The 19,936-nt window shown below is 64.7% G+C and carries 19 protein-coding genes and 1 pseudogene; 8 read left to right on the plus strand and 12 right to left on the minus strand.

Translation table 11 applies throughout. From position 1 onward, the window contains the following. Positions 1-6 precede the first annotated feature (6 nt). Positions 7-965, plus strand: a pseudogene (locus AC1DW2_RS13485) (IS5 family transposase). Between the two features lie 259 nt (positions 966-1,224). Here the strand turns inward: AC1DW2_RS13485 and nikR are convergent. Both nikR and AC1DW2_RS13495 read right to left on the minus strand, forming a co-directional pair. Continuing rightward, positions 1,225-1,671 (minus strand): nickel-responsive transcriptional regulator NikR, encoded by a 447-nt coding sequence (gene nikR, locus AC1DW2_RS13490; RefSeq protein ID WP_247306320.1) that lies wholly within the window; start codon positions 1,669-1,671, stop codon positions 1,225-1,227. Between the two features lie 132 nt (positions 1,672-1,803). Next, complete coding sequence (locus tag AC1DW2_RS13495) at positions 1,804-4,281, minus strand: heavy metal translocating P-type ATPase (protein WP_477006291.1); 2,478 nt, start codon at positions 4,279-4,281, stop codon at positions 1,804-1,806. Between the two features lie 50 nt (positions 4,282-4,331). Between AC1DW2_RS13495 and AC1DW2_RS13500 the strand changes: the two genes are divergently transcribed. Further along, positions 4,332-4,607 (plus strand): metal-sensitive transcriptional regulator, encoded by a 276-nt coding sequence (locus AC1DW2_RS13500; RefSeq protein ID WP_007598521.1) that lies wholly within the window; start codon positions 4,332-4,334, stop codon positions 4,605-4,607. Positions 4,608-4,764: 157 nt separating this feature from the next. On the opposite strand, the gene AC1DW2_RS13505 is transcribed toward AC1DW2_RS13500, so the two are convergent. After that, positions 4,765-5,736, minus strand: a complete 972-nt coding sequence (locus AC1DW2_RS13505) for a YiiX/YebB-like N1pC/P60 family cysteine hydrolase (RefSeq protein ID WP_354177348.1) — start codon at positions 5,734-5,736, stop codon at positions 4,765-4,767. Between the two features lie 192 nt (positions 5,737-5,928). Between AC1DW2_RS13505 and AC1DW2_RS13510 the strand changes: the two genes are divergently transcribed. Continuing rightward, positions 5,929-7,326: a flavin monoamine oxidase family protein gene (locus AC1DW2_RS13510; RefSeq protein WP_477006292.1), complete on the plus strand. Its 1,398-nt coding sequence runs from the start codon at positions 5,929-5,931 to the stop codon at positions 7,324-7,326. A 166-nt stretch (positions 7,327-7,492) separates the two neighbouring features. Here AC1DW2_RS13510 and AC1DW2_RS13515 read toward each other — a convergent pair whose 3' ends face one another. Genes AC1DW2_RS13515 through pheS form a run of 3 tightly spaced genes read right to left on the minus strand, consistent with a single transcriptional unit; the run spans position 7,493 to position 11,747 of the window. Beyond that, positions 7,493-8,263 (minus strand): sulfite exporter TauE/SafE family protein, encoded by a 771-nt coding sequence (locus AC1DW2_RS13515; RefSeq protein ID WP_477006293.1) that lies wholly within the window; start codon positions 8,261-8,263, stop codon positions 7,493-7,495. Beyond that, positions 8,260-10,668: a phenylalanine--tRNA ligase subunit beta gene (gene pheT, locus AC1DW2_RS13520; RefSeq protein WP_477006294.1), complete on the minus strand. Its 2,409-nt coding sequence runs from the start codon at positions 10,666-10,668 to the stop codon at positions 8,260-8,262. The genes AC1DW2_RS13515 and pheT overlap by 4 nt, the downstream gene beginning before the upstream one ends. Next, positions 10,665-11,747, minus strand: coding sequence for a phenylalanine--tRNA ligase subunit alpha (gene pheS, locus AC1DW2_RS13525; protein WP_038932708.1), 1,083 nt, complete (start codon positions 11,745-11,747; stop codon positions 10,665-10,667). The genes pheT and pheS overlap by 4 nt, the downstream gene beginning before the upstream one ends. A 136-nt stretch (positions 11,748-11,883) precedes the next feature. Here pheS and AC1DW2_RS13530 point away from each other — a divergent pair, with 136 nt between their 5' ends. Further along, entirely contained in the window at positions 11,884-12,291 is a 408-nt protein-coding gene (locus AC1DW2_RS13530; protein ID WP_063985967.1) for a hypothetical protein, read from the plus strand. A 26-nt stretch (positions 12,292-12,317) separates the two neighbouring features. Here the strand turns inward: AC1DW2_RS13530 and rplT are convergent, their stop codons facing one another. Together rplT and rpmI are read right to left on the minus strand one after the other, a co-directional pair. After that, positions 12,318-12,677, minus strand: a complete 360-nt coding sequence (gene rplT / locus AC1DW2_RS13535; protein ID WP_014490867.1) for a 50S ribosomal protein L20 — start codon at positions 12,675-12,677, stop codon at positions 12,318-12,320. A gap of 88 nt (positions 12,678-12,765) precedes the next feature. Further along, positions 12,766-12,966, minus strand: a complete 201-nt coding sequence (gene rpmI / locus AC1DW2_RS13540; protein ID WP_008539890.1) for a 50S ribosomal protein L35 — start codon at positions 12,964-12,966, stop codon at positions 12,766-12,768. Between the two features lie 271 nt (positions 12,967-13,237). Here rpmI and AC1DW2_RS13545 point away from each other — a divergent pair, with 271 nt between their 5' ends. Then, positions 13,238-13,642, plus strand: coding sequence for a hypothetical protein (locus tag AC1DW2_RS13545; RefSeq protein WP_085404991.1), 405 nt, complete (start codon positions 13,238-13,240; stop codon positions 13,640-13,642). A 63-nt stretch (positions 13,643-13,705) separates the two neighbouring features. Here AC1DW2_RS13545 and infC read toward each other — a convergent pair whose 3' ends face one another. Continuing rightward, entirely contained in the window at positions 13,706-14,245 is a 540-nt protein-coding gene (gene infC / locus AC1DW2_RS13550) for a translation initiation factor IF-3 (protein ID WP_071917037.1), read from the minus strand. Between the two features lie 248 nt (positions 14,246-14,493). Here infC and AC1DW2_RS13555 point away from each other — a divergent pair, with 248 nt between their 5' ends. Together AC1DW2_RS13555 and AC1DW2_RS13560 are read left to right on the plus strand one after the other, a co-directional pair. Beyond that, a complete protein-coding gene (locus AC1DW2_RS13555) occupies positions 14,494-15,282 on the plus strand; it encodes an alpha/beta hydrolase (protein ID WP_477006295.1) in 789 nt (262 codons plus the stop codon). A gap of 193 nt (positions 15,283-15,475) precedes the next feature. Then, entirely contained in the window at positions 15,476-15,943 is a 468-nt protein-coding gene (locus AC1DW2_RS13560) for a nuclear transport factor 2 family protein (protein WP_477006296.1), read from the plus strand. 139 nt (positions 15,944-16,082) lie between these two features. On the opposite strand, the gene AC1DW2_RS13565 is transcribed toward AC1DW2_RS13560, so the two are convergent. The 3 genes from AC1DW2_RS13565 to AC1DW2_RS13575 form a co-directional block, all read right to left on the minus strand. Continuing rightward, positions 16,083-16,880: an acyl-CoA thioesterase domain-containing protein gene (locus tag AC1DW2_RS13565; RefSeq protein ID WP_477006297.1), complete on the minus strand. Its 798-nt coding sequence runs from the start codon at positions 16,878-16,880 to the stop codon at positions 16,083-16,085. A gap of 141 nt (positions 16,881-17,021) precedes the next feature. Continuing rightward, positions 17,022-18,257, minus strand: coding sequence for a tRNA epoxyqueuosine(34) reductase QueG (gene queG, locus AC1DW2_RS13570; protein WP_477006298.1), 1,236 nt, complete (start codon positions 18,255-18,257; stop codon positions 17,022-17,024). Then, on the minus strand, positions 18,206-18,898 hold the full coding sequence (locus AC1DW2_RS13575; protein ID WP_014490874.1) for a glutathione S-transferase family protein: 693 nt from the start codon (positions 18,896-18,898) through the stop codon (positions 18,206-18,208). Before AC1DW2_RS13575 ends, queG begins: the two co-directional genes overlap by 52 nt. A 169-nt stretch (positions 18,899-19,067) precedes the next feature. Here AC1DW2_RS13575 and AC1DW2_RS13580 point away from each other — a divergent pair, with 169 nt between their 5' ends. After that, positions 19,068-19,874: an undecaprenyl-diphosphate phosphatase gene (locus AC1DW2_RS13580; RefSeq protein ID WP_063980219.1), complete on the plus strand. Its 807-nt coding sequence runs from the start codon at positions 19,068-19,070 to the stop codon at positions 19,872-19,874. Positions 19,875-19,936 lie beyond the last annotated feature (62 nt).

The following is a 19,936-nucleotide window of genomic DNA, read 5'->3' on the forward strand; positions in this document are numbered from 1 at the left end:
GTAGCGATGGCGGTCAAGCGGACGGGACAGCCGAGCTTTGTGGAAGCACTGATGCCGAAGGGAGCCGGCGCCAATGCGGCGCTGGATCGGCTGGCCGGCCTGGTCAAGTGGTACCGGTTCGAGAAGCTGATCGGCCATTTGCGGGATGAAGGGAGCCCCGGTCGTCCAGGCTATCCGGTGCTGGTGCTGTTTCGTGCTGTGCTGTTGCAGTCGCTGTATGGTCTTCGGAGCGCGAACTCGAGGAAGCGCTGGGCGACCGGTTGTCGTTCAAGCGCTTCGTCGGTTTGAGCCTTGAGGATGCGACGCCCGACCATACGGTCCTGAACCGCTTCCGGAACCAGCTCGTTGAACAAGGCCTGCTGGAGAAGCTGTTTGGCGAATTGGATCGTCAGCTTGAGAATGCTGGCGTGATCCTCAAGCGCGGCACGATGCTGGATGCGACCTTGATCCAGGCAGTCTCGGCTCCGCCCAAGGCGGATCGCCCCTCAAACGACCCTGATGCCCGGTTTGCCAAACGGCAGGGCAAAAGCGGCTCGACCTTCGGYTACAAGGCYCATGTSGGTGTSGACGAAGGATCCGGCTTGATCCGCGCGGTACTGACCACACCGGCCAACATCAACGACACGACACCGGCGGACGCYTTGATYCGCGGCGATGAAGCCGTGGTCTGGGCCGATGCGGCTTACGACACCCATGCCCGACGGGCCCGGCTGAAGGCGGAAGGCAAGAAGCCCCGCATCGCTCGTCGGCCCAACAGACATCAYCCGGARCTGCCGCCCAGGCTCAAACGCTACAACCTCCTCATCGCGCGYCGACGAGCCCAGGTCGAGACCACCTTCGCTACTCTCAAACGCCGCATGCGGCTGACCTGCATCCGCTACGTCGGTCTGATCAAGGCGACCGGGCAAGTCCTGCTCGCCTCGATCGCCTTCAACATGAGGCGGTGGGCCACGATCGCCGCGTGAGCTGCCCGCTCAGGGCGACAACTACAGATCTTGGCAGGCAATTGCCGGGACCAGGGCATTCTCTCCTGACGTCTTCAGCCTCAAAAGCCGATAACGCAACAGGCCCCTTGTGGGAGAAGGTGGCGCGAAGCGCCGGATGAGGGGTGTGCTTCCGCGAGTTCAGAATTCGCGGAGAAATACCCCTCACCCGTCTCACCGCTGCGCGGTGAGCCACCCTCTCCCACAAGGGGAGAGGGTCAAGCGCGTGTGCGACTCGCTCCTACTCGTGCCGGTGCCCGTGCTTGCGCACCTTCGCCTGCTTCCCTTCACCGGTCGGGATCATCACCACGCGGCCGTAGCGGACGCCGCGTTCGGCGATGATGTGGTCGGCGAAATGCCTGACCTCGCCGGCGTCGCCGCGCAGCGCCGTCATCTCCATGCAATTGTTGTCGTCGAGATGGACGTGCAGGGTGGCCAGCGCGAGCTCGTGGTGGCCGTGGAATTCCTGCACCAGGCGCTTCGAGAGATCACGCGCGGCGTGGTCGTAGACGTAGACGAGGCCGGCGACGCAGGGGCCGGTCTGCGCGGTGTCCTCGGTGCTCTGTTGCAGGCCGGCGCGCGCGAGGTCGCGGATGATCTCGGAGCGGTTCTGGTAGCCGCGCGCTTCCGCCGCCGCGTCGATCTCCGCCAACAAATCGTCCTCGATGGTGATCGTAATCCGCTGCATCAGATGCTCCCCGCGTCTCGCCTGTGTCCCGTGAACCGTAGCCCGGATGGAGCGAAGCGCAATCCGGGACGGTGCCAATATGTGGGCAGGATCCCGGATTTCGCTTCGCTCCATCCGGGCTACGCAGTTCCTTCATAATTTCGTCGCGCGCAGCCGCAGCGCATTCCCGACCACGCTCACCGAGGACAGCGCCATCGCCGCCGCGGCGATGATCGGGGACAGCAGGATGCCGAACGCCGGGTAGAGGATGCCGGCCGCGATCGGAATGCCGGCGGCGTTGTAGATGAAGGCGAAGAACAGGTTTTGCCGGATGTTGCTCATGGTCGCCTGCGACAGTCTTCGCGCACGCACGATGCCGGTGAGGTCACCGCCCAGCAGGGTCACGCCGGCGCTCTCCATCGCCACGTCCGTACCGGTGCCCATGGCGATGCCGACTTCGGCGGCCGCCAGCGCCGGCGCGTCGTTGACGCCGTCGCCCGCCATCGCGACGCTGCGCCCGGCCTTTTGCAGCTTCGTCACCACCGCGCTCTTCTGGTCCGGCAGAACCTCGGCCTCGACCTCGGCGATACCGAGCCGGCGCGCCACCGCTTCCGCCGTCGTGCGATTGTCGCCGGTCAGCATGATGACCTTGATGCCTTCATCGGCCAGCGCCTTCAGCGCTTCCGGGGTCGAGGCCTTGACCGGATCGGCTATCGCGAACAGGCCGGCCAGCTTGCCGTCGACGGCCATGTTGATCACGGTGGCGCCGTCCTGGCGCATGCGTTCGGCCTCGGCATCGAGCGCCCCGGTGTCGATACCGATCGACCCCAGGTATCTTGCGTTGCCGAGCACGATGCTTCTGCCGTCGATTATTCCGGTCGCGCCCTTGCCCGTCGGCGAGTCGAACTGTTCGACCTGAGCGAGGGTGAGTTGCTTCTCCTTCGCGGCGCGCACGATGGCGTCGGCCAAAGGATGCTCGCTGGCGCGCTCGACGCTGGCGGCAATACGGAGGATGTCGTTCTCCGCAAAGCCGGCAGCCGGAACGATCGCGACCACCTTCGGCTTGCCCTCGGTCAGCGTGCCGGTCTTGTCGACCACCAGCGTGTCGATCTTCTCCATCCGCTCCAGCGCCTCGGCGTTCTTGATCAGGACGCCTGCCTGCGCGCCGCGGCCGACGCCGACCATGATCGACATCGGGGTCGCCAGGCCGAGCGCGCAGGGGCAGGCGATGATCAGCACGCTGACGGCGGCAACGAGGCCGAACGCCAGCCGCGGCTCCGGTCCGAACCAGGCCCAGGCGGCAAAGGCGGCGATGGCAACGGCGATCACGGTCGGCACGAACCAGCCCGCGACCTGGTCGGCCAGCCTTTGGATCGGCGCACGCGAGCGCTGCGCGTCCGCGACCATCTGCACGATCTGCGACAGCAGCGTCTCGCGCCCGACCTTGTCGGCGCGCATGATGAAGCCGCCCGACTGGTTGAGCGTGCCGGCAATGACCTTTGCGCCGGTCTCCTTGGTCACCGGCATGGATTCGCCGGTGACGAGGGATTCGTCGAGCGCGGAGCGTCCCTCGAGGATAATTCCGTCGACTGGCACCTTCTCGCCGGGGCGGACGCGCAAATGGTCGCCGGCGTGGAGCGCATCGATCTCGACCTCGTGCTCGCCGCCATCGGCATCGACGCGGCGCGCGGTCTTCGGCGCAAGCTGCAATAGCGCCTTGATCGCACCCGACGTCGCGTCGCGGGCGCGCAGCTCCAGCACCTGGCCGAGCAGCACCAGCACGGTGATCACAGCGGCGGGCTCGAAATAGACGGCAACGGCACCATCATGACTGCGGAAGGTCGCCGGGAAAATCTGCGGCGCGACAGTCGCGACGACGCTGTAGACATAGGCGACGCCTGTGCCCATCGCGATCAGCGTGAACATGTTGAGGTTGCGGGTGACCAGCGACTGCCAACCTCGGACGAAGAACGGCCAGCCGGCCCACAGCACGGCGGGCGTGGTGACGACGAGCTGGATCCAGTTCGACAGCGCCGGATCGATCCAGTCGTGAGGGCCGGCGAGATGGCCGCCCATCTCCAGCACCACCGCCGGTAGCGCCAGCGCGCCACCGATCCAGAACCGCCGCGTCATGTCGGCAAGCTCGGGATTGGGGCCGGTGTCCAGGCTCGCGACCTCCGGCTCCAGCGCCATGCCGCAGATCGGGCAGCTGCCGGGTCCGACCTGGCGGATCTCCGGATGCATCGGGCAGGTGTAGATCGTGCCCGCGGGCATCTCGGGTTCGGGCGCCTTCTCTCTGGCGAGATACTTTGCGGGATCGGCGGCGAATTTGGTGCGGCAGCCGGCCGAGCAGAAATGGAAGGTCTCGCCGTGATGTGTGTGGTGATGCTTCGAGGTCGCGGGATCGACCGTCATGCCGCAGACGGGATCGAGGACTGTGGTCGCGGCGGCGCCATGGTCATGCGCGTGGTGCTGGGCATGATCGCCGCGCCCGCCGCAGCAGGAGGACGCCGCGGGCTTGTCGGCTGGCGGGGCGGCCTCGGGAGCAGCCTTGGGGGTGGCCTTGGCGGAACAGCCGCATCCGGACGGTGTTTCCGACGTGTGATGGTGCCCGTTTTCGGCGTCGTTCATTGCCATGCTCCGGCCTTGCAACATATACCCTAGGGGGGTATATAGAACGCATGCGCAAGGACATCAAGGCATCCGTCGGAAAACGTCTTGGCCGGATCGAGGGTCAGGTTCGCGGCCTCTCGAAAATGGTCGAGGAGGACCGCTACTGCATCGACATCGTGACGCAGATCTCGGCCGTGCGTGCCGCGCTGCGCCGGGTCGAGGAAGAGGTTCTGAAAGATCACGTCGCCCATTGCGTCGAGCACGCGATCGCGAGCGGCGACAAGGCCGATCAGCGCGAGAAGATCGCGGAGCTGATGGCGGTGATCGGGCGGGCGGAACGGTAGGCTCTCACCATCGTCATTGCGAGGAGCGCAGCGACGAAGCAATCCAGACTGCCTCCGCCGAGGGACTCTGGATTGCTTCGCTACGCTCGCAATGACGTTGGAAAGAGCGGTGCAACGTCTCTCCCGGCGTCCGCCGGGACGACAGCAGGCGCATTAGCTACGCCGCCATCTCCTGCGCGCGTCCCCGCGCGCGGTACATCGCCAGTTCGTTCAACAGCACAAAATGCTCGGAGCAGATGGCGCCCATCTCCGCGGGCTGCGCGCTCACTTCTTCAGCCGGAACTTCAGTCGGCGCTTCTTCGTCAACCGTCTCAGGAACGAGCGGCGGCGCACTGAGCGTTTCTGGAAACACACTGAATGTGCCCGCTACCTCCTCGAGCGGCTTCTGCTTGTCGGCCCAGTGCAGCGCGGTGTAGTCGAAGCCGTGCACGATGGTGGGTTTGACGACTTCGAAATAGGGCGAGATGTCGAAGTCGCGGGGCATGTAGAGCGAGGAATCGCGGATGTGCAGGATCTCGCGGCGGGCTGCGCGGCTGCCGGCCTTGGTGATCTTCGGCAGGATCGGATAGCGCACGGCATCGAAGGCCTGCGCGATCAGCGCCGAGCAGATGATTTTTGTCGGATCGCCCGAACCGATCGAGATCATGCGCCGCCGCCAGCGTTGCGGGATCGGCAACGGGAACAGGAAGCGCATCAGGTCGACGATGTTCTTGGTGTCATAGCCGAAGCCGATGCGGTTGATCGCATAGCGGCAGACCGTGGTGCGGTCCTCATAGGACAGCCCGACCGGGCGGCAGACACGGGTGTGATACGGGAAATATTTCGACAGCGGCGCCGAGGTGACGCCCTCGCCGATATTGGCCTCGATCAGCACATGCGGCTCGCCGTTGGGCTCCACGGCGCCCTCGACCGGACCGACATAGAGCGCGGCATGGGACCAGGTCGACTGCGTCAGATATTTGATGATGCCGGAGATGCGGTTGTTGCCCTCGACCAGCAGCACGTCGCCGGGCTCGATGACGCCGCGCAGGTGCTCCGGGTCGCTCGGCGTGAACGGCTCGTAGCCCGGCACCTCCTTCGAGAGGTACGCGGCAATCAGCTTGCCGACTGAGTCCAGAACCGTCCCCATTTCAAACTCCCCCCACGGCCTTTTCCGGCCGTCTTTTTCCCTTCTCTATCATGGTCGAAACGTGTTGCAATTCGGTTCATCACTCTGTGAGATCAAGCACGATTGATTCACCATGATGGTTGCCGTGCAACACCAGATGCAGCAAGGTTCGCGGGCTGTTCCCGTTCGCCGCAAGTTCCCGGAAACCATGACATGACAATCACGCGCCGCAGCTTCCTATCGGCGTCGGCGGCTCTTGCCGCGATGCCGGTCCTGCGCGCGACTGCCGCACCCCTGCCGCGCGAGGCCGACATCGTCGTGATCGGCGCGGGGGCGGCCGGAATTGCCGCGGCGCGGCGCATCATGGCCGCCAACCGCAAGGTCGTGGTCGTGGAAGCGGCATCCCGGATCGGCGGCCGCTGTATCACGGACAGCACGACCTTCGACGTGCCGTTCGATCGCGGCGCGCGCTGGATGCACAATCCCGAGACCAATCCGATGATCCGGCTGGCGCGCAGTGCCGGGCTCGACGTGCTGCCGGCGCCGACCGGCCAGAAGATGCGTATCGGCCGCCGCAATGCGCGCGCGGGCGAGACCGAACAGTTCCTGGCGGCGCTGGTGCGCGCCAACCGCGCCATCGACGAGGCCGGGCGCGGCAAGCTGGATACGGCCTGCGCCTCGGTGCTGCCGAAGGATCTCGGCGACTGGGCCGGTGCGGCCGAATTCGTGCTCGGTGCGAGCTTTGCGGGCAAAGACCTCAAGGAGCTCTCGGCGATCGACAAGGCGCGTGCGCAGGACCGCAACACCGCGATTGCCTGCCGCCAGGGCCTGGGGACCCTGATCACCAGGCTGGGCGAACAGGCGCCGGTGGCGCTGTCGACGCCGGTGAGCAGAATTGTCTGGAGCAATCGCGATGTCAGCGTGGAGACGCCATCCGGCAGGATCGCCGCACGCGCCGCCATCGTCACGGTCTCGACCAATGTGCTGACGTCGGGCGCGATCAAGTTCGGGCCTGATATTCCCAAGCGCACGCTCGATGCGGCGTCAAAGCTCACGCTCGGCAGCTACGATCGCATTGTGCTGCAACTGCCGGGTAATCCGCTGGGGCTCTCGCGCGACGACATCCTCATCGAGCAGAGCAATTCGACGCGCACAGCGCTGATGCTCGCCAATATCGGCGGCTCTTCACTATGTTCGATCGATGTCGGCGGCTCGTTCGGCCGCGATCTCTCCGAGCAGGGCGAGAAGGCGATGGTCGCCTTCGCCAGGGAATGGATCACGAAGCTGTTTGGCAGCGAGGCTGCGGCCGCCGTGCAGAAGACCACCGCGACGCGCTGGAACGCCTCGCCCTTCGTGATGGGCGCGATGTCGGCGGCCTCGCCCGGCGGGCAGCTCTCGCGAAAAATCCTGACCGAGCCGATCGGCAACATGTTCCTCGCCGGCGAAGCCACGCACGAGACGCTGTGGGGCACCGTCGACGGCGCCTGGGAAAGCGGCGAGCGCGCAGCCGATGCGGCCTTGCGCAAGATCGGCGCGCTCAAGGACGAGTCGGCCGACGTGCCGACGCAGTCGATGAAGAAGCGCCGCGCGCCGCGGCAGCAGGGCAATTAAGTCGCCAAACACTCCGCTGTCGTCCCTGCGAACGCAGGGACCCATAACCACAGGGAGTGGTTTGGCGAAAGCTAGCAGTTAGGGGTCCTTGGTAGGTACTGCCACCTGCGCTTATCGACAAATCACGCGGTATGGGTCCCTGCTTTCGCAGGGACGACAGCGGAGCTTACCGCAAAATCCCGTCCAGCACCGGCAGCCCCGCGATCACCGCCATCGCGATCAGACCGTAGCAAATCGCGCGAAACACTTTTTCGCTGGCGCGGCCGAACAGCGACGCACCGAACGCGACGCCTATCGCATAGACCGGGCCGACGATCAGCGACAGCACCAGCGATTCGCGTGAGATCAGGCCGGTCGTCGCGTAGCTGACCATCGAGAAGAAATCCGACGCGCCGAAGAACAGCACGATATTGGCGCGCGCGACGATCGGCGCGATGGGGCGGCCGAGCCAGTAGCCGACGATCGGCGGGCCGCCGGTCTGCGCCAGACCGCTACAGAAGCCCGAGAGGCCGCCGATGCCGACCGAGAGCCAGGCGTGGTCCTTGCCGCGATAGCGCCAGCCCGACAGCAGCAGCAGCAGCAGCGCAGCGACGAAGCAGGAGATGATCCAGCGCGTGGTGACGGGCTCCAGCACGCTGAGGAAATAGGTGCCGACCGGTACGCCGACCAGCGCGCCCAGCACGATCACCGCGGTGGCCTTGCGGTCCGCCTTCCGCCACGCGTCGGGCAGTAGCGGCAGGGCCGCGACGAAATCGATCACGAGGAGCAGCGCGGCAACGAGACGCGGCGCCGCGATGCTGCTCGCCAGCGGCATGAAGATCAGCGCCGAGCCGAAGCCGGAGAACCCGCGCGCGGTACCTGAAACGAAAGCGACGGCGCAGAGCGCCATCGCAATGGTGAGGCTGACGTCCTTCGGAAGAACATCCGCAAGGGTCATCCGCGCAAGACGCCGCCGGTCTTCTTCGTGACTTCCGCCACGATCTTCCCGGCGACGGCCTCGATCTCCTGATCGGTCAGCGTCTTCTCGCGCGGCTGGATCGTCACGGCGATCGCGATCGACTTCTTGCCGTCATCGATGCCCTTGCCCTCGTAGACGTCGAAGACATTCACGCCGGTGATCAGCTTCTTGTCGACGCCTTGGGCGGCGCGAACGATGTCGCCGGCCTTGACCGTGCGGTCGACAATGAAGGCGAAGTCGCGCGACACAGGCTGGAAGGCCGACAGCTCGATCACGGGCTTGGCGCGGGTCGGCTTCTTCTTCGCCTCGGGGATGCGATCCAGGATCACCTCAAACACCATCAGCGGGCCATCGGCACCGAGCGCCTCGAGCGCGCGCGGATGCATCTCGCCGAAATAGCCGAGCACGTTCTGCGGGCCGATCTGGATCGTGCCCGAGCGACCCGGATGCAGCCAGGCTGGTCCGCCCGCGACGATCTGCAGCGCCTGCATCGGTGCACCGGCAACGGCAAGCACCGCGAGCGCGTCGGCCTTGGCGTCGAACAGTTCGGCCTGCGCCGAACCCGACCAATGTCGTCCCAGACCTTCGGACGAAGCAAAGCCGCGGCGCACGCCGCTGGCCGCCATGAACTGATCCTGCGGGCGGTCGCCCTTGAACACCTGGCCGACCTCGAACAGCGCGACATCGCCGAAGCCGCGATCGGCATTGGCCTGCGCCGCCGCGATCAGGCCCGCCAACAGCGTCGGCCGCATGTCGGAGAGATCCGAGGCGATCGGGTTGGCCACTTCGAGCTCGCGCTGGCCGCCGCCGAACAGGGTTGCTGCAGACTTCGTGATGAAGGACCAGGTCACCGCTTCGATGATGCCGCGGCTCGCCAGTGCGCGCCTGGCGCGACGGGTGCGGAGCTGCAGCGGCGTAAGCACCGGCTTGCGCGCGTCCTCGCCGCGCTCGAACGGCGTCATCGGCACCTTGTCGACGCCGTAGATGCGCACGATCTCCTCGACGATGTCGGCCTTGCCATGCACATCGGTGCGCCACGAGGGCACCGCGACCTTCACCACCGGACCCGGGCCGGCCATCATGAAGCCGAGATGGGTCAGGATGCGCTTCATCTCCGGCTGCGGCACCTCGATGCCGGACAGCCGCTTGACCTCAGTGACCGGAAAATCGATCACGCGGTCGTCGCCGAAAGCCTTGCCGACCACGACGTTCTCGGACGGCGCGCCGCCGCACATCTCCATCACGAGCTTGGTCGCGAGCTCCAGCCCCGGCACCATGAAGGCTGGATCGACGCCGCGCTCGAAGCGGTAGCGCGCGTCCGAATTGATGCCGAGCTTGCGGCCGGTCTGGGCGATGTTGATCTCGTTCCACAGCGCCGATTCGATCAGCACGTCGGTGGTGTTCTCGTCGCAGCCCGAGGCTTCGCCGCCCATGATGCCGGCGAGCGATTCGACGCCGTGCTCATCCGCGATTACGCAGATGGCGGGATCGAGATTGTAGGTGCGGCCGTCGAGCGCCAGCAGCGTCTCGCCATCGCGGGCGCGGCGCACGACGAGATTGCCCTTCACCTTCTTGGCGTCGAACACGTGCAGCGGGCGGGCGCGGTCGTAGGTCATGAAGTTGGTGATGTCGACCAGCGCATTGATCGGACGCAGCCCGATCGCGGTCAGCCGCTTCTGCAGCCATTCCGGCGACGGCCCGTTCTTCACCCCGCGCACCAGGCGCAGCGCGAAACCCGGACACAGCGTGGCGTCCTCGACCGTGACCTTCACGGGGCACGGGAATTCACCCTTGATCGGCTTGATCGTGGGGTCCTTGAACTTGCCCATGTCGGCGGCGGCGAGATCGCGCGCGATGCCGTGTACGCCGGTGCAGTCCTGCCGGTTCGGCGTCAGATTGATCTCGACCACGGGATCGCCGAGGCCCGCCCATGCGGCGTAAGCAGCGCCGATCGGCGCATCCGCCGGCAATTCCATGATGCCGTCATGGTCGTTGGAGATCTGGAGTTCGGCCGCCGAGCACAGCATGCCGCGGCTCTCGACGCCACGGATGGTGCCGACACCGAGCGTGATGTCCTTGCCGGGAATGTAGGTCCCCGGCGGCGAGAACACGCTAACCAGGCCCGTGCGCGCATTCGGCGCGCCGCACACGACCTGCACCGGTGCGCCACCATCGCCGGTGTCGACCATGCAGACGCGCAGGCGATCCGCATTCGGATGCTGCTCGGCCGAGATCACCTTCGCGATGGTGAACGGCTTCAGCGCCTTCGCCTTGTCCTCGATGTTCTCGACCTCGAGCCCGATCATGGTCAGCTTGTCGGCGAGCTTTTCCAGGGGCTCGTCGGTGTCGAGATGATCCTTCAGCCAGGAGAGGGTGAATTTCACGAGCTCAGTCCTCCCGCAAGCGTCGGCACTTCGAGCGGCTTGAAGCCGTAATGGGACAGCCAGCGGACGTCGCTGTCGAACAGCTGGCGCAAATCGGCGATGCCGTATTTCAGCATGGCGATGCGGTCGATGCCCATGCCCCAGGCAAAGCCCTGGTACTCGTCGGGATCGATGCCGCAGGCGCGCAGCACGTTCGGATGCACCATGCCGCAGCCGAGAATCTCGAGCCAGTCCTCGCCCTCGCCGAACCGGATCTCGCCCTTGTCGCGGCGGCACTGGATGTCGACTTCCAGCGACGGCTCGGTGAACGGGAAGAACGACGGCCGGAAGCGCATGTTGATGTGGTCGACCTCGAAGAACGCCTTGCAGAACTCGTGCAGGATCCACTTGAGGTGGCCGAGATGCGAGTGCTTGTCGATGACGAGGCCCTCGACCTGGTGGAATTGCGGCGTGTGGGTCGCGTCCGAATCGATGCGGTAGGTGCGGCCCGGGCAGATCACGCGGATCGGCGGTTTCTGGCTCAGCATGGTGCGCACCTGCACCGGCGAGGTGTGGGTTCGCAGCAGCATGCGCGAGCCGTCCTCCTTCGGATGGAAGAAGAAGGTGTCGTGCATCTCGCGGGCGGGATGGCCTTCCGGGAAATTCAGCTTGGTGAAGTTGTAGTCGTCGGTCTCGATGTCGGGGCCTTCCGCGACCGAGAATCCCATGTCGGCGAAGATCGTCGTCAACTCGTCCCAGACCTGGCTCAGCGGATGGATGCGGCCGGCTTCAGTCGGCGCATCGCGCAGCGGCAGGGTGACGTCGATGGTCTCGGATGCGAGCCGCGCATCGAGCGCCGCCGACTTCAGCACGTCGCGCCGCGCGGCGAGGGCCTGGGTGACCTCGTCCTTGGCCTGGTTGATCGCGGCGCCTTGCGTCTTGCGCTCGTCCGGCGACATCTTGCCGAGTGTCGCAAGCAAGGCGGAGATCGAGCCCTTCTTGCCGAGGGACGCGACGCGGACGGCTTCGAGGGCGGCTTCGTCCCCGGCAGCACTGATCTGCGCGAGGATGGATTGGACGAGACTGGCGAGGTCGGACACTGTCGGATCCTTTCAAAACGCTGCCGGTTGTGGCCGCAGCCGGGCCGGAACGTCAAGCCGTATAGCCGTCGTAAATGCAGGGCATTTGAACCCTATAGGCATGGCTGGCACCAACCTGAAGTCGAGGGAGAAGACGATGCGTTTACGATCCTGGGTGGTCGGCTTGAGCTTGGTTCTTTTGGGGAGCGCGGCTCACGCCGCGGAGGAATGCCCGGCCAAATCGACGTCGATGGATGACATCATCGCGGTCCTGAACGCGGCGCCGAGCTGCGACCGTGCCATGACGCTGTTCGATGCTTGCGCATACGGCGCCAGCGGCGACGTGCAATTCGGCGAAGCGGTCGAGAAGAAGTGCGAGGCCGATTTTGTCGGCCGGCTGAGAACGCCGCAGAAGCTCAGCTATCAGCGCGAGTTGCGGGTCTGCGACCGGAAGTACCGGAACAAGTCCGGCACCATGTATATCTCGGCCACGGCCTTCTGCCGGGCGGAGGTCGCCCAGCGTTACTCGCGACGTGCGCTGAAGGCCGGCGGAGCCGGCCATTAGTGCTGGGCTTGCTCTGAAGCAGCCGCTTAGGCGGCCAGCGCAGCCTTGGCCTTCTCGGCGATCGCCTGGAACGACGCAGGCTCGTGGATCGCGAGATCCGACAGCACCTTGCGGTCCACGGTGATGCCCGACTTGGCGAGACCGTCGATAAATCGGCTGTAGGTCAGGCCGAACGGACGCACAGCGGCGTTGAGACGCTGGATCCAGAGCGCGCGGAAAGTCCGCTTCTTGCGCTTGCGATCACGGAACGCGTACTGCTGGGCCTTTTCCACGGCCGGCTTGGCGGCGCGGATGGTGTTCTTGCGGCGGCCATAGAAGCCCTTGGCGGCCTTGTAGACTTTCTTGTGCTTGGCGTGGGCGGTCACACCGCGTTTGACGCGAGACATGACAAAATCCTTCAGAGATGACTTGGTTTTCGGATCGCCGCGCGAGCGCGGCGGAGGTGGCAATGATCTTCGACGATCTTGGACGCGATCAGGCGTTCGGCAAGAAGTACTTCTTGACGTTGTCGCCGTCGGTCTTGAACAGCACGCGAGTGCCGCGCAGCTGACGGATCTGCTTCTTCGTCCGTTTGATCATGCCGTGACGCTTGCCGCGCTGGGCGTGCATCACTTTGCCGGTAGCAGTCACCTTGAAGCGCTTTTTAGCGCCCGATTTGGTCTTCAGCTTGGGCATTTGGCTCTCCTAATGGCCACATAAATCCGCCCGCGAAGGCGGCTGGCCGTCAAAAATGCTCGTTAGAGCGTTGATTGTGCTCAGGTTTTACGAACAAGCGCGAAACCCGCACGGACACCGCCACGGCAGCCCTTAATCAGCCGGGCGATGAAGGCTGGGCTTATGACAGAGGACAAGCCAAATGGCAACGCTGAACCGCCGAAACCTGCCTGGCGACTATTCGGAGTTACCACCCATATGTCCAAGCCATGTTGCCTGGAGCAAGACCAAAATGGCCCATTTTCCCCGATCGCTTTCGTCCTTGACGGACCTCGCCCGCCCGCGCCGCCTGGCGCTGCTTGCCGTGCTGGCCACGGCCATGCTGCCCTCGACCGCCGACGCCCGTATCGGCAGCTATGACGGCATCTGGAATGTCACTTTCGCCACCACGCGGGGCAATTGCAGTTCCGGTTACAGCGTCCCCTTCACCGTCACCGGCGGCCGGGTGTCATCCGCCGGCGGCGGCCGGGTCTCCGGCACGGTTCGTCGCGGCGGCGCCGTCGCGGTCCAGGTCTCGGTCGGCGCGTCCCACGCCAGTGGAGGCGGCCGGCTCGGCGGGGTGGCCGGTGCAGGCTCCTGGAACGGCATCATTTCCGGCGACCGCTGCAGCGGCATCTGGCATGCGACTCGGTCCTGATACACAAACGGCCCGCCGGAAATCCGGACGGGCCGTTGAACTCTCAGTCCTGAAAAACGGACGTCAGCGCGGCGCCAGCACCATGACGACCTGACGGCCCTCGAACCTGGCGTCCTGCTCGACCTTGGCGAGCTCGGCGACGTCGTTCTTGATCTTGTCCAGAAGCTTGGTGCCGATCTCCTGGTGCGCCATTTCGCGGCCGCGATAGCGCAGCGTGATCTTGACCTTGTCACCCTCTTCGAAGAACCGCTGCATCGCGCGCATCTTCACGTCGTAATCGTGGTCGTCGATCATCGGGCGGAGCTTGATCTCCTTGATCTCGACGATCTTCTGCCGCTTGCGGGCTTCGGCGGCCTTTTTCTGGGCGGAATACTTGTACTTCCCGTAGTCCATGATCTTGCAGACGGGAGGGCTGACATTCGGCGAAATCTCGACCAGATCCATGCCAGCTTCCTGGGCCATGCGGATGGCCATGACGGTTTCGACCGTGCCCTTGTTGTCACCGGTCTGATCGATCAGCTGGATTTGCGCATTGCGAATATCATCATTGATGCGCGGCCCGTCTTTGCTGGCAACGGGCGGGGCTTTATTGGGACGGCGAATGGGTGGTTCTCCAAAATTGTGAAAGAGGCGGCTAGTCTGAAGGAAGATGCGTTTGCGGGCAAGCAAGTCGCGTGCGGGAGGCGAAAAAGCCTCAAATGCGAGGCATTTTGGTCACGCCCATGGGCACGCTGCAGGACATAGACACCTTGCTTCTGTTCCGCAAGCGTCCCAAAGGGCAATAGCGATGCTGGGCTGGGCCTCGGAACGCATCCAGACAGTTCAAACCGAACAACCAGAGTAAACGTTCCATGAGCAATGCAATTCCTGAAGCCGTGCTCGGCTTCATCGATGTGGGCGAGGGCCCGTCCGCACGCAGGATCGCGGTGCGCAGCCGCGCCGGTCGAGGACCCGGACTGGTCTGGCTCGGCGGGTTCAAGTCGGACATGCAGGGCAGCAAGGCCGTGGCGCTGGATGCCTGGGCCGCGGACCATGGCCGCGCCGCGGTCCGGTTCGATTACTCCGGCCATGGCGAATCCGGCGGCGATTTCGCCGATGGAACCATCGGAAGCTGGCTCGAGGACAGCGTGGCGGTGTTCGAGCGGTTCTGCGATGGCCCGCAGGTTCTGATCGGTTCCTCCATGGGCGGCTGGATGGCGCTGCTGCTCGCGCGCGAGATCAGGAAGCGGGCCAGTCAAGCGTCGCTTGCGGGCCTGGTGCTGATCGCGCCGGCGCCCGACTTCACCGAGGAGCTGATGTGGAAGAATTTTTCGCCCGCGGTGAAGAAAGAAATCGAGACCAAGGGCTTCTGGCTGCGGCCGTCGGACTATGGCGATGGCTCGCCCTATCCGATCACGCGGAATCTGATCGAGGAGGGCCGCAATCATTTGCTGCTCGGCAGCGCCATCGATCTCGGCTGCCCCGTCCGCATCCTCCAGGGCGCGCAGGATCCGGATGTGCCCTGGCAGCACGCCTTCGCGCTGACGCATCGCCTGCCGGCCGACGACGTCGTGCTCACCATGATCCAGGACGGCGATCACCGCCTCTCCCGCCCGCAGGACATCGCCCGCATTCTTGCCGCGGTGGCCGAGATCGGGTGAGAGTTTTCTTCCTTCCCCCCTTGTGGGGGAAGGTGGCGCGAAGCGCCGGATGAGGGGTTGTCTCTGCACGTCCGAATGAGAGTTGGACTCGCGGAGACAGACCCCTCACCCAAGTGAATGCGTGTCAACGAGCGGAGCTGCCCTCTCCCACAAGGGGAGAGGGCACAACAAGAAACACTGGGAGGCAAATACAATGACCACCACCTCGATGCTGCGCGCCTTCTGCGACGCCCTCGAGCAGCGCAACGGTCGTGCGTTTGCCGACCTGTTCACCGAGGACGGCGTCTATCACGACGTCTTCTACGGTGCCTTCGAAGGCCGCGAAAAGATCGCAGCGATGGTCGACGACTGGTTCTATCGCACGGCGACCGATTTCCGCTGGGACATGCATGATCCCGTAACCGACGGCACCACGCTCTATGCGCGATACACCTTCAGTTATCGCTCGACCCTGCCGGAAGCGAACGGCGCGCGGGCGATGTTCGAGGGCGTCGCGATCATGACGCTGCGCGACGGCAAGATCGTGAGCTATCACGAGGTCGCCAACACCGCGCCGGCGTTCGTCGATCTGAAGTTTGCGCCGGAACGGATTGCGAAGATCGTCGGCAAGCAGGGCGTCGAGCTGAAAGCGCGGCCGGAGATGAAGCGGCATCTGGCGTAGGCGCGGGGCTCTCTCTCCTTTCGTCATTCCGGGGCGCGCCACTTGGCGCGAGCTAATTGCGCACCTGAGAATCCATACTCCCGATCGTGGTTATGGATTCCGGGCTCGCGCTACGCGCGCCCCGGAATGACAGTAACGACTACCGCTTCGACGGATTCGCCATCGGCTTGCGCTGTGCCAGCGCGGCGACCGTGGCGGTGCCGATCGGGCCTTGCTCGTCGTAGAGCCAGCATTCGCCGATCGCGACACCATCGGTCGCCTGGTGATTGACCACGTCGAAGCCGATCCAGTTCGTCACTGGCAGCCGATGCAGATAGATCGTGACGTCGCTGTTGATGTAGCCGAGCCCCTTGTCGCCGGCGTTGGCAAAGGGGCTTGCGAAATCGGCGCCGACAGCGACATGCACGAACGGCGTCATCGGCACGCCAGCCACGAGCTCGCGCACCTCGCTCATCCAGAGCCGGCGCGGACCGAGCGAGCCCATATGGCCGACGATCGGCCGCGTCGTCCATTTGCCGTTCATGCCGAGCCTGGGATCGGTCGGCTTGGGAATGTCATCCGGCTTCGGCACGTCCCAGTTCGGCGGCGACCAGACGCTGCCGTCCGGATTCTGCGTTTTGCGCAGCAGCTGGCACGAGGCACGCGCCATGCTGACGCCGCCGGAGACAAATTCGGCCTCGACCACGCGAATGCGTAGTCCGTCGCGCACCAGCCGCGTCGTTACCTCGATCGGCTTGTCGATGGTCGGCAGCCGAAACATGTCGACCGTGAGCCGCGCCGGGACGAATTCAGGGCCGGAATGGCGCTCCTCGATGGCGAAGCCGAGCAGCCCGACGATGACGCGTCCGTGCAGCGATTTCGGATCCCAGGGTCCGTTGGCCACTTCCGTCGGATGGAATGTATCGCCGTCGCGGGTGAAGAAAGGCATGTTTGTCATGACGCGCGACTTTGAGGAAACGCGTGAGGAAATCAAGGTCCCCCAATCCTCAGGGTGAGGAGGCGCGAAGCGCTCTCACCATAACAACGGTGTCATCGCCCGGCTTGACCGGGCGATCCAGTACTCCGAGACGATTGTGCTTCAATCGAGAGGCCGCGGCGTACTGGATGCCCCGCTTTCGCGGGGCATGACAGTGGAGAGTTGGGAAGCGGCCTGCCACTCCTCACGCACGCTTTCGTCACGCTCTATGCTCGCCGCCGCGGACTTCATTGCATCGAACTCTTCCCGCGACACCAGCTGCTCCAGCGCCCACACCGCAGCGCCACGCACCAAAGCGCTCTCATCGCCGAGCAATCGCCGCGCCTCCTCCGCCAGCATCGCCTCACCGGAGTTACCAATCGCGATCAGCACATTCCGCAAAAACCGGTCGCGGCCGATGCGCTTGACCGGCGACTTCGTGAACAGCGCGCGAAACGCGGCGTCGTCGAGCCGTGCGAGTTCGGCGAGCGACGGCGCGCGCAATTCGTCGCGCGCGGAGAGCTTTGCCTCGCGTCCCTCCTGCGCGAACTTGTTCCAGGGACAGGCCGCAAGGCAATCGTCGCAGCCATAGATGCGGTTGCCGATGGCCTTGCGAAATTCGCGCGGGATCGGTCCCTTGTTCTCGATGGTGAGATACGAGATGCAGCGCCGCGCATCGAGCTTGTAGGGCGCCGGAAACGCCGACGTCGGGCAGATGTCGAGGCACGCCTGGCATGAGCCGCAATGATCGATCTCGGCGTCGTCGCGCGGCAGCTCGAGCGTCGTGTAGATCGCACCGAGGAATAGCCAGGAGCCGAACTCGCGCGAGACGAGATTGGTGTGCTTGCCCTGCCAGCCAAGATGTGCGGCCTGCGCCAACGGCTTCTCCATCACCGCCGCGGTGTCGACAAACACCTTGACGTCCGATGGCGCGGTCGCGACCAGCCAGCGCGCCAGCGCCTTCAGGCGCTTCTTGATGAGATCGTGGTAGTCGTCGCCCTGCGCATAGACCGAGATCGCCGCGCGCGTGCGCTGCTGCAGGATCGCGAGCGGATCCTGGTCGGGCCCGTAATTGACGCCGAGCATGATGACGCTGCGTACGTCCTGCCACAGCCCGCGCGGATCGACGCGGCGCTCGGGGTGTGCTGCAAGCCAGTCCATGTCGCCATGGCCGCCCGAGGCGATGAATTCGAGAAAATGCTTTCCGGCGTTTTCGATCGTGCCGGATGCGGTGATGCCGATGCAGTCGAAGCCGAGCGCGCGTGCCTCGTTTGCAAGCGCCGCCTTCAATTCGGTCGGATCCGAGTTCAGAAGTCGAGGTCCACGTAGGTCCGCGATGCCGGCACGCCCGCCAGCCATTCGCTCAGCAGCGGACGGAACGACGGGCGGGATTTCACCCGCGCGTACCACGCCTTTGCTGCGTCGTCCTCGCTCCATGGCACGTCGCCCAGATAGTCGATCGCCGAGAGATGCGCCGCGGCGGCGAGGTCCGCGTAGGTGAGCCGGTCGCCGGCGAGGAAGTTCCGCGTCTGCGCCAGCCAGCCGATATAGGCCAGATGATAGCGCACGTTGGCCTTGGCGGCTCGCATCACGTCGGCCGAGGGTGCGCCGCCGCCGTTCTCCTCGCTCATGAAGCGCTTGTAGATGCGCTCGGTGACCAGAGGATGCGAGACCTCCTCGAAGAATTTTTCGTTGAACCAGGCCATCAGCCGGCGCACCTCGATGCGCTCGGCGACCGTTTCCGGCATCAGGCGCTTCGGTCCCATGTCGGCGCCGTAGGCCTCATCGACATATTCGGCGATGATCGCGGCGCCCGGTATGGGCGATTGTTCCTTGTCCACCAGGACGGGCGTGGTGCCGGCCGCATTGAGCAGCAGAAATGCCTCGCGCCGCTCCCAGCTGCGTTCTTCGACCAGCCGCAATTCGAGCCCGTATTCTCCCGCGATCAGGCGGATGAAACGCGAATGCGGGCAGAACGGATGATGAAACAGCGTAAACATGAAGCCTTTGACTATTTGATGGTGATTAAGAATCCATCAATGTTTGTGCGGCGCCACACTAGTCCTTCAAAACCGCGAGGCAAGGGCGTGACGTCGCATTTTGCGATTGCGAGAGCAGGACGAATAGGCGAGAAGAGCCCCGCTTTTCCAGCGGAAATGGACCGTAAATATGTCAGACGCAATACGGGCAGTGATCCTCGGCATCATCGAGGGTGTGACCGAGTTCCTTCCCGTGTCCTCGACCGGCCACCTTCTGCTCGCGGAGCGCTTCTTCCATCTCGGCGAAGGCGCCTTCTGGGATTCGTTTACCGTTCTGATCCAGCTTGGTGCGATCCTCGCGATCGTCGTGCTGTACTTCAAGAAATTGTGGGACGTCGCGATCGGCATGTTCACCGGCGATGCCTATGCGCGCCGCTTCGTGATCGGCGTGCTGGTGGCGTTCCTGCCCGCGGTCATCGTCGGTCTTGTCGCCGGCAAATACATCAAGAGCCTGCTGTTCAATCCGTGGGTCGTGTGCTTCTCGCTGATCGTCGGCGGCGCCATCCTGCTGTGGGTCGATCGGCTCGATCTCAAGGCGCGCGAGCATGACGCCACCCGCTTTCCGCTGCTGATGTATCTCTATATCGGCATCGCGCAGTGCATCGCGATGATCCCGGGCGTGTCGCGCTCCGGCGCCAGCATCGTCGCCGCGATGTTTCTGGGCGCCGACAAGCGCGCGGCGGCGGAGTTCTCGTTCTTCCTCGCCATCCCCACCATGATCGGCGCGTTCGCCTACGATTTCTACAAGAACCGCTCCGAGATGACGATGGACCACATGGGCATCGTCGCGATCGGCTTCGTGGTGTCGTTCATCACCGCGATCATCGTGGTGAAGACGTTCTTGAGCTACGTCACCCGCCACGGCTTCGCGGTGTTCGCCTGGTGGCGCGTCATCGTCGGCACGCTCGGCCTGATCGCGCTGGCGCTCGGCCGTTAACCTCTCGAAAACTCACTGACGCGCCTCAACGCAATATAAGCTTTTGATCGGTAGGCAGTTTC

This window comes from Bradyrhizobium sp. P3_C3 (genome assembly GCF_056402655.1).